This is a genomic window from Bradyrhizobium sp., assembly GCF_019242285.1.
Classification (GTDB): domain Bacteria; phylum Pseudomonadota; class Alphaproteobacteria; order Rhizobiales; family Xanthobacteraceae; genus Bradyrhizobium.
Genome location: NZ_JAFAVV010000811.1, coordinates 1 through 7,398 on the forward strand (window position 1 = coordinate 1; position 7,398 = coordinate 7,398).

The 7,398-nt window shown below is 64.7% G+C and carries 7 protein-coding genes and 4 pseudogenes; 4 read left to right on the top strand and 7 right to left on the bottom strand.

Features of this window, described 5'->3' with window-relative positions:
* Positions 1-264 (top strand): annotated as a pseudogene (locus JOY90_RS33240) (hypothetical protein); the annotation flags it as partial.
* 328 nt (positions 265-592) lie between these two features.
* Here the strand turns inward: JOY90_RS33240 and JOY90_RS33245 are convergent.
* Together JOY90_RS33245 and JOY90_RS33250 are read right to left on the bottom strand one after the other, a co-directional pair.
* Positions 593-1,297, bottom strand: coding sequence for a LytTR family DNA-binding domain-containing protein (locus JOY90_RS33245; RefSeq protein ID WP_291695325.1), 705 nt, complete (start codon positions 1,295-1,297; stop codon positions 593-595).
* Complete coding sequence (locus JOY90_RS33250) at positions 1,294-2,397, bottom strand: sensor histidine kinase (RefSeq protein WP_291695326.1); 1,104 nt, start codon at positions 2,395-2,397, stop codon at positions 1,294-1,296. Before JOY90_RS33250 ends, JOY90_RS33245 begins: the two co-directional genes overlap by 4 nt.
* A 222-nt stretch (positions 2,398-2,619) precedes the next feature.
* Here JOY90_RS33250 and JOY90_RS33255 point away from each other — a divergent pair, with 222 nt between their 5' ends.
* The gene (locus tag JOY90_RS33255) at positions 2,620-4,146 is read left to right on the top strand and encodes an amidohydrolase family protein (protein ID WP_291695327.1); all 1,527 of its coding nucleotides are present in this window, start codon (positions 2,620-2,622) and stop codon (positions 4,144-4,146) included.
* 174 nt (positions 4,147-4,320) lie between these two features.
* On the opposite strand, the pseudogene JOY90_RS33260 reads toward JOY90_RS33255, so the two are convergent.
* The 3 pseudogenes from JOY90_RS33260 to JOY90_RS33265 all read right to left on the bottom strand — a co-directional run.
* Positions 4,321-4,611 (bottom strand): annotated as a pseudogene (locus JOY90_RS33260) (SDR family oxidoreductase); the annotation flags it as partial.
* A gap of 51 nt (positions 4,612-4,662) precedes the next feature.
* A pseudogene (locus tag JOY90_RS40245) lies at positions 4,663-4,788 on the bottom strand (SEC-C metal-binding domain-containing protein); the annotation flags it as partial.
* A gap of 144 nt (positions 4,789-4,932) precedes the next feature.
* Positions 4,933-5,556: pseudogene (locus tag JOY90_RS33265) on the bottom strand (DUF1186 domain-containing protein); the annotation flags it as partial.
* A 194-nt stretch (positions 5,557-5,750) separates the two neighbouring features.
* On the opposite strand from JOY90_RS33265, the gene JOY90_RS33270 reads away from it, so the two are divergent.
* Together JOY90_RS33270 and JOY90_RS33275 are read left to right on the top strand one after the other, a co-directional pair.
* Positions 5,751-5,954: a hypothetical protein gene (locus tag JOY90_RS33270; protein WP_291695329.1), complete on the top strand. Its 204-nt coding sequence runs from the start codon at positions 5,751-5,753 to the stop codon at positions 5,952-5,954.
* 23 nt (positions 5,955-5,977) lie between these two features.
* The gene (locus tag JOY90_RS33275) at positions 5,978-6,304 is read left to right on the top strand and encodes a hypothetical protein (protein ID WP_291695330.1); all 327 of its coding nucleotides are present in this window, start codon (positions 5,978-5,980) and stop codon (positions 6,302-6,304) included.
* 3 nt (positions 6,305-6,307) lie between these two features.
* Here JOY90_RS33275 and JOY90_RS33280 read toward each other — a convergent pair whose 3' ends face one another.
* Complete coding sequence (locus JOY90_RS33280; RefSeq protein ID WP_291695331.1) at positions 6,308-6,796, bottom strand: hypothetical protein; 489 nt, start codon at positions 6,794-6,796, stop codon at positions 6,308-6,310.
* A 263-nt stretch (positions 6,797-7,059) separates the two neighbouring features.
* Positions 7,060-7,398 (bottom strand): hypothetical protein (locus JOY90_RS33285; RefSeq protein WP_291695332.1); only part of this gene is annotated, 339 nt, incomplete at its 5' end.

Genomic DNA, 7,398 nt, shown 5'->3' on the forward strand with positions numbered 1-7,398 from the left:
AACGCGATCGAGCGCGACATCGGCCTCGAGGCCCATGTACAGCGAGAGATGCCGCTTTTCCTCACGTTGCGCGACAGGGAGGGCAACGCACTGGCTACAGCGATGCTGCCACCGGGTGGCAAAGATCGCGGCGGGTTCCGGATCATCATCGTTGCCGCATCCAATGCCGATCCTTATCCTCAGCACGGCGCGGCCATCGCTGCGCTGGGAGCGCATTTCGGTATCACACTCGATCGCAACCGCTGCTTCCCCTACGGCCGCTAAGGAGCCTGACAAGTCTCGTTGCTTGATTGGAGCGATGTCGATTCATGGCCCGATTGCGAAAATCGTCAGGTATTCACCATGTCGGTTGCGTGAGATGGTGCCGACCAGATTTGCTCGATGTGAGACTGAGATTTTCGGCCACCGCCCCAGCGCCACCGACTTGCGGCGCTGCATCAAGCCGACAACTATCCGCGCTCCACGAGCCATGTAGCGGCACGGCAGCACCCTTACTGAGCCCGGACGCCAGGGGACCCAGCAATGTTGCCCGCGACCCGGTCACCGGCGAGCGATCCCAATCAGCTCCTTTCGCAGAGCTGGCAATCGGGCCTCAGACCGTCATTCTGGCCCGGAACAGCCGCGCCTGACGTCGGGAAATTTCGACATCCGATCCATCGCGCAGCCTGGCGAGCAGGCGGCCGGCCGGTCGAAGCTGGACGTTGCGGACGAATTCCAGGTTCACGATCTGCCGACGGTTTGCGCGAAAGAAGATCTTTTCGTCGAGCCTGTCTTCGACGGCGGTCAGAGACCGTCCCAGCAACGGCCGCTCGCTCCCCCAATATAATCTGACGTAGTTTCCTTCCGCGACGAACAGGCGCACCTCGCGCACGGGCACGAACCAGCATCGGGGTCCGTCGCGGACGAAGAGCTGCTCGAGCGGCGAGCCGGCGGACATCGCGCGGCTCGATACGGCCTCGCGAATCTTGACGAGCGCTGCCGCAAGGCGCTCCGGCTCGACCGGCTTCAGCAGGTAGTCGAGCGCGCTCACCTCGAATGCCCGGACAGCATAATGATCGTAGGCCGTCGTGAAGATGATGCGCGGCGGGCGGTCGAGCTGGTCCAGAAGGTCGAAGCCCGTTCCGCCCGGCATCTGCACGTCGAGAAATACCAGGCCCGGCGCGAGCGTTTCGATCTGGATACGCGCCTCGTCGATATTGCCGGCCTCGCCGACGACCTGGATCCAGGCGAACGCCGCGAGCAGGCGGCGCAGCTCCAGCCGGGCGAGCGGTTCGTCGTCGACGATCAGCGCCTTCATGCGGGAAGCCTCACTTCCGCAATGGCCTGCCCCGGGCCGGAAAGGTCGAGATGCAGCCGCGCGGCAGGACCGAACAGCAGCCGCAGGCGTTCCGAGAGGTTCTTGAGCCCGACGTTTTCGGATCCCGGCTCCATGGCGGGGCTCTCAGGGCACGGATTGACGATCTCGACGACCAGCTCCGCCGCCGTGACGTGCGCGGCGATGCGCAGCGTGCCGCCTTGCTTGAGCGGCGAGATGCCGTGCTTGATCGCGTTCTCGACCAATGTCTGCATGAGCATCACCGGAATGCGCACCGTGAGGGCCGCAGGCGCAATGTCGCGCACTACTTTCAGCCGCTCCGCCAGGCGGAGCTGCTCGAGTGCCAGATAGTCGTCCACCATCTCCAGCTCGCGGGCCATGGTCACGAGATTTTCTTCGCCCGCAGCCAATGTGTAACGCAGGGTTCGGGCGAGCCGCGTCACGGCATCCTGCGCCTTGCCGGGATCGCCTGCGATCAGGGCGCGCACGCCGTTGAGCGCGTTGAACAGGAAGTGCGGATTGAGCTGCGTCTTCAGGAGCCGTAGCTCCGCGGCCTGCAAGGCTTCGGCGAGCTGCGCCTGACGCAATTCCACGCTGTGCCGCCGGCGCTGGATCGCGATGCCGAAATAGATCGCAACCCACATCGTGTAGATCAGGAAACCGCTGATGAACTGATTGCGGAGCTGGCCGGAGAAATAAAGCTTTCGATAGAATGTTCCCAGGATCGGCACGACGGGCGTGCCATAGAGCGTCGATGACAGCGTGATGGCGATCAGATAGGACGTCGTCGAAATGAGCAGCAGCCCGAGCAGGACTCTGCGCAGCAAGGCCAGCGGCGGCAATTCGAGCCAGGCCTGACGCCTCGCGACCCAGCGCAGGGTCTGCGTGAGGCCGATACCGGCCACGCAGACGCCGCCCCACATGACGGCTGCCTTGCTCCAGGGGACCCCGGCGAAGATCACCTCGCCGGATGACTGCGCATAGAAATAAAGGCCCCAGCAAACGAGTTGCAAGGTCCAATAGGCGAAGCTGATCTTGGCCGGCGTGCGCTGCGATCGAGAGCCGCCGGCCTTCGCTGTCAAGGGCTCGTGCATCGCATGAGACGTCTACACGAGCTGCGGTGCAGTTCCCAGCGCCATGAACGTCATGCGGGACACGAGCAGGTCTCTGCGGCGCCGTTCAACCGCGGCAGTGACCGCTCGCCCCTGTCATTCGACCGTTCGTCATTCTTCCGGGATCAGTCTATTCCCGCTGCGCCCATTGTCGTGGAGAATTGTGGAGTGGGTGGCCCCGAGGAAGGACCGATGACGATGATGCAGAGAATTGCGCTGTTTGCGATCGCGATGTGCTGGCTGACACCCGGCGTCAGGCCGTCAGCCGCCGCGACCGTCGAGGATGTCTGGATCGAGCATGTCACCGTTGTTTCGCCGGAACGAGCCAGTCCGCTGCGCGACGCCGAGGTGGACATCCACGACGGCCGCATTGTCTCGATCACGACCGGCGGCTCGCCAGGCCAGGCAGCCGGCGCACCATCCACAGTCACGACGATCGACGGCACAGGCCTCTATCTGGCCCCGGGCCTCATCGACAGCCACGTCCACCTGGGAGCCATCCCGGGCATGACCAATGAGCAGGAAGCGCGGCATCCCGACATCGCGCAGCTTGCCCGAGACCAGATCCCGCGCAGCTACCTGCTCTACGGTTTCACGACGCTGGTCGATCTGATTTCCTCGCCGCAAGGGATGGCGCGCTGGAAAGATCACGACGTCGTCCCGGACACCTATTTCTGCGGCGGCGCGTCCTTGATGGACGGCTATCCCATGAATTATCGGCCGAAGGCGGTGCGCTACCGCGCATTTCCCTACATGCTGGTCGAGCCGGACATGGCGGCCCCACCCGATATCGCCCCCGAGATGCATACACCTGCGGCCGTGGTGGCGCGGATGAAGGCGGACGGCGCCATCTGCGTCAAGACGTTCTACGAGCACGGTTTTGGCACGGCCCACGACCTGCCGGTGCCGAAGGCCGAGACGATCCGGGAGCTGGTTCAAGCCGCCCATGCCGCCGGCATGCCGGTGCTGATGCACGCGAGCTCCATCGAAGCGCAGTCCTTCGGTCTCGGGACCGGCGTCGACATCATGGCGCACGGACTGTGGAACTGGAACGACCCATCACGGGTCACCGACCTCACCCCTGCGGCCAAGGCGCTGCTCGATGACGTGCTGGCGAAGAATGTCGGCTGGCAGCCGACCATCCAGGTCCTGTATGGCGAGCGGGACCTGTTCAACACCGCGTTCCTGTCCGATCCGCTGCTGGCGCGTGTTCTCCCATCGGGTCTCATCGACTGGTATCGGTCGCCGGAGGGACAATGGCTCCACGACGCTTATTCCGAGCGTTTCGGCGGCAAGGATCGAGACCCGAAGGTCCTGGAAACTGAGGCCAACAGAAGGTACGCGCTTCCGATCGACCGCGTTTCGCACGCCGCGGCCTATCTCGCGTCGCATGGCGGGCGGCTGCTGTTTGGCACCGATACGCCGAGCGCGCCGACTTATGCCAATCCGCCCGGCCTCAACGGCTGGCTCGAAATGCAACGTCTGGTCGCGGCAGGGGAGACGCCCGAGCAGATATTCCGCTCCGCGACCTTGTCCAACGCGCAGGCGCTCAAGCTGGATCAGGATGTCGGAACCGTGGAGGTCGGCAAGCGCGCCAATCTGCTGTTGCTGCATCAGGATCCGACGCAGACGATCGAAGCCTATGCAGGGATCGTGAAGGTGCTGCTGGGGGGCCGCGTGCTCGATCCGGCCGAGCTCGTTGCCAATCGCAGTCACTGAGCGCTCGCCCATGCAGCCAGCCGGTCGAGAAACCGGCCGGCCGCAGGCGGGCGCCGAGCCCGTCGAGATAGTCGGCGACCCAGTCCGTCAGCGCCAGGTTCGAGTTCCGTGGTGTCGAAGCCGATCAGCGTCCGCAGGATGGTGATCGCGTCCATGCGTGCGCCGTCCATGCGATCAGCTTGCCAGAAAGCCGCCATCGACGCACAGATTGTGGCCGATCACGAAGGAGGCGGCATCGGAGGCGAGCCACAGCACGGCCTCGGCGACCTCCTCGGGTTGGCCGAGCCGGCGCGCGGGCAGGGCGGCGGCGACCGTGCTCATGTCGGTGATGCCGGACGCCAGCATCATCGGTGTCTCGACCCGCCCCGGCGACACCGCGTTGATGCGGAGGCCGTGCGGCGCGTATTCCAACGCCGCCGAGCGGGTCAGCGAGATCACCGCGGCCTTCGACGCCGCGTAGAGCGCGAGCCAGCTCTGGACCTTGGGGCGGGCTCGGTCACGACCAACGCGTTGGGGTCACGAAGCCAGACGCCGGATCAGCTCGTCAGGGTCGGTGCCGTAGCAGCATTTCTTGAACTTCTTGCCGCTGCCGCAAGGGCAGGGATCGTTGCGGCCGACGTCGCGGAAGGGATTGCGCGCGGGCCGTCCGTCATCCGAGATGCGCCCGAACAGATGGTCGGTTGCGGCGTTCATATTGGAGATGCGATCAGAATCGTACCAAATGGCCAGCTCCTCCCGCGCGCTGCCAAACGGCGCGAGCGTCTGGTGGTCCGGCCCATCCCGCAGGGTCTGCTCGAAACCCTCCAATGACATCGAAAACGGATCGATCGAGCCTCGTGCGAAGACCTGCTCGACCAGAGGCACCATGTCCTCCAGGCCGAGCCACGCCACGGCATGGGCCCAGCCGACCCAGACGTAGTTGTCGTCCGGGCCGAACTCATCGAAGCAGTCGCGCAGGAACTGCGCGGCCTGCGGGCGCGGAAGCTCGCCGCTCAAGGTCAGCATCACGAGCGTATACATCATCGCAGACCGAACGAATTCGAAGGCTTGTTCGTCGCGAATGATCTCGTAGATCGGCTCGGGGTCGCCATCGAACACCGCCGCCATCGGGCGATGGATCGTCTCGGTGATGGCTTGACCCAGGATTGATTCGACCGCCGTCTCGGGTAAGCGCAGGAATTTCGCCAGCGGCCGGTAGGCGGATTTCTCGCGCCATCCACCGAGCAAATGAAAGGCGACGAACAACGCCTGTAACCCAAGCTGCGTATCTTGGGTGGAGGTGAACCGCTCGAAGTCCCGGACGAACAGCGGAACGAGCGCGTCGCGCTGAGCCTCGGCGGATTCGATCGCTTCAGCCGGCAAGGTTCTGACGTTGGGGTTCAACGCCTCGACGATCTGCGGCACGTCCATGGGCTTCCTCCTGGCAGAATCGGGCGAGATTTTCTGTCTTGCCCGCGCAAAAGCAAGCAGGAACACGCTCACTGCGGTCCGAGACACCGATGTTCACAATAGTTTACTTGAAGCTGTATCCGATCTCCGGCATGGCCTTTCAACCCTTGAGCGTCCCCGTCGGGGAGTTCGAAGGCATGGCGCGGTGAGCACGTATGCAGGAGATCGAGGAGTCGTCGCCGGCCTATCGCGGCTGGCGTGTTGTGTTCGCGTGCTTCCTGGTCGCGTTCTTCATCTTCGGCTTCGGCCTCTACGGCCAGGGCGTCTATCTTGCGGAATTGCAGCGCTCGCTCGGCTGGGTCTCGGCCTGTTCGTCGATCGCGTCGATCCGCGGCTTGCCGGCGCCCTGTCGTTCCTGAGCCAGGCCGGTGCACTGGCGCTGATGCTCGCGGCCTCGAGCGCTGCCGCACTACTGTTCGCCTGCGCGGTCTACGGATTCTCGATCGGCAATCTCATCACCTTGCCGCCGCTGATCCTACAGCGCGAATTCGGCCGAGCCAGCTTTGGCGCGGCGCTGGGACTGTCCTCTTCGATTGGCGGTGTGGTCAGCGCGCTCGGGCCGGGCATTCTCGGCCTCGTGCATGGTGCTACCGGCGGCTATGCCGCAGCGCTCGCGCTGTGCCTGGCACTGGAGCTGGTCGCAACGGCAATCGTGCTCCTGCCGCGCCATTTCCGCGCGGCCGATAAGAAGAAAGAGCTGGTGAAGTGAGACTCAGGCTGCCTCGACCGAGGCGGACTGATCAAGTTCCGGCTCGACCTCATCGTCCTCGTCGTGCCACTCCTCGTCATGCGGGGCGGAGGCTGCATCGATCACGTCGGCTTTGGCCTCGAGGGAGACGTCCTCGGTCGGCACGTCCTCCAGAGCAGGCTCCTCGGAGGTTTCCTCCGCCGAAGCTGCTTCGAGGGCGTCGCCGGCGAATGCAGCCTCTTCGGGTGCAGCTTCGTCGGCCGACTCTTCCACCTCCGGCTCTGCCAGCGAGGGCAGCTCATCAGAGTAGGGCCGCTGCAGCGGCGCAGCGAAATGCGGCAGGAAGCTCGGCCCCAGCGATTCGGCGAATTGCGCGGGCGCGAACGCCTTGCCCTCGGGGTCGGTGATCATCACCTGCCAGCCTTCGCTCTCCCAGACCCGGGCATTGGCCAGCACGATCAGGGCGCTGGTGCGCTCCTTGCGGAACTTCTGATTGTCGCGCTCCGCGACCATTGTGTACGCCACAGCCCCGAACTCCACTGAACACAATACGTCCACAGCATGAGCACACGCGTTGGCCTCAATTGGTTCGCAGAATGACAATTTGGCGGCGTTTGCGTGGAAGCGGTATGAGGGCGCCTTCGTTTCGGTATCCCTGGACCGGCGGCCAAAATCAGGCGGCCATCGTCCGGCCGCTTCTTGGCGCCGGTTTCCGGCGCGTGCCTGCACCGGAATGACGGCGGTCGTCATGGGCCGGGCGCGTCAACGTGGCCGCATCAGCGGACGAGGCGAACATGAAGATGCTTTTCGCCTTTTGAAGTCCGCAGCGGGCCGGTGACCTGAACCGAGGCGATCGCGCCGGAACCTCTCACGCGATCGCGCAGCGCGTCATAGGCTGCTTCCTCCGCGGCGGTCGGTATAGCGGGCCGCCGCTGCGACCAATCCCACTGCACCTTGTCGGTCGTGCTCAGTGGATCGAGCCGGACGGACCAGCCTGGGCCGGAGAGCACGAGCCCGCCGGCCTCCAGCCGAACCGCGCCGGACAGCGTCGCCTCGGCGCCGCGGAAATCATAGCTGCCGTTCGCCATCTTGCGAAACCTCGCGATCCAGCCGTC

Coding starts and splice junctions, on each gene's coding strand:
- JOY90_RS33270 (WP_291695329.1), top strand. CDS start 5,751: ATGCAGGAGATCGAGGAGTCGTCGCCGGCCTATCGCGGCTGGCGTGTT.
- JOY90_RS33245 (WP_291695325.1), bottom strand. CDS start 1,297: ATGAAGGCGCTGATCGTCGACGACGAACCGCTCGCCCGGCTGGAGCTG.
- JOY90_RS33275 (WP_291695330.1), top strand. CDS start 5,978: ATGCTCGCGGCCTCGAGCGCTGCCGCACTACTGTTCGCCTGCGCGGTC.
- JOY90_RS33280 (WP_291695331.1), bottom strand. CDS start 6,796: ATGGTCGCGGAGCGCGACAATCAGAAGTTCCGCAAGGAGCGCACCAGC.
- JOY90_RS33255 (WP_291695327.1), top strand. CDS start 2,620: ATGACGATGATGCAGAGAATTGCGCTGTTTGCGATCGCGATGTGCTGG.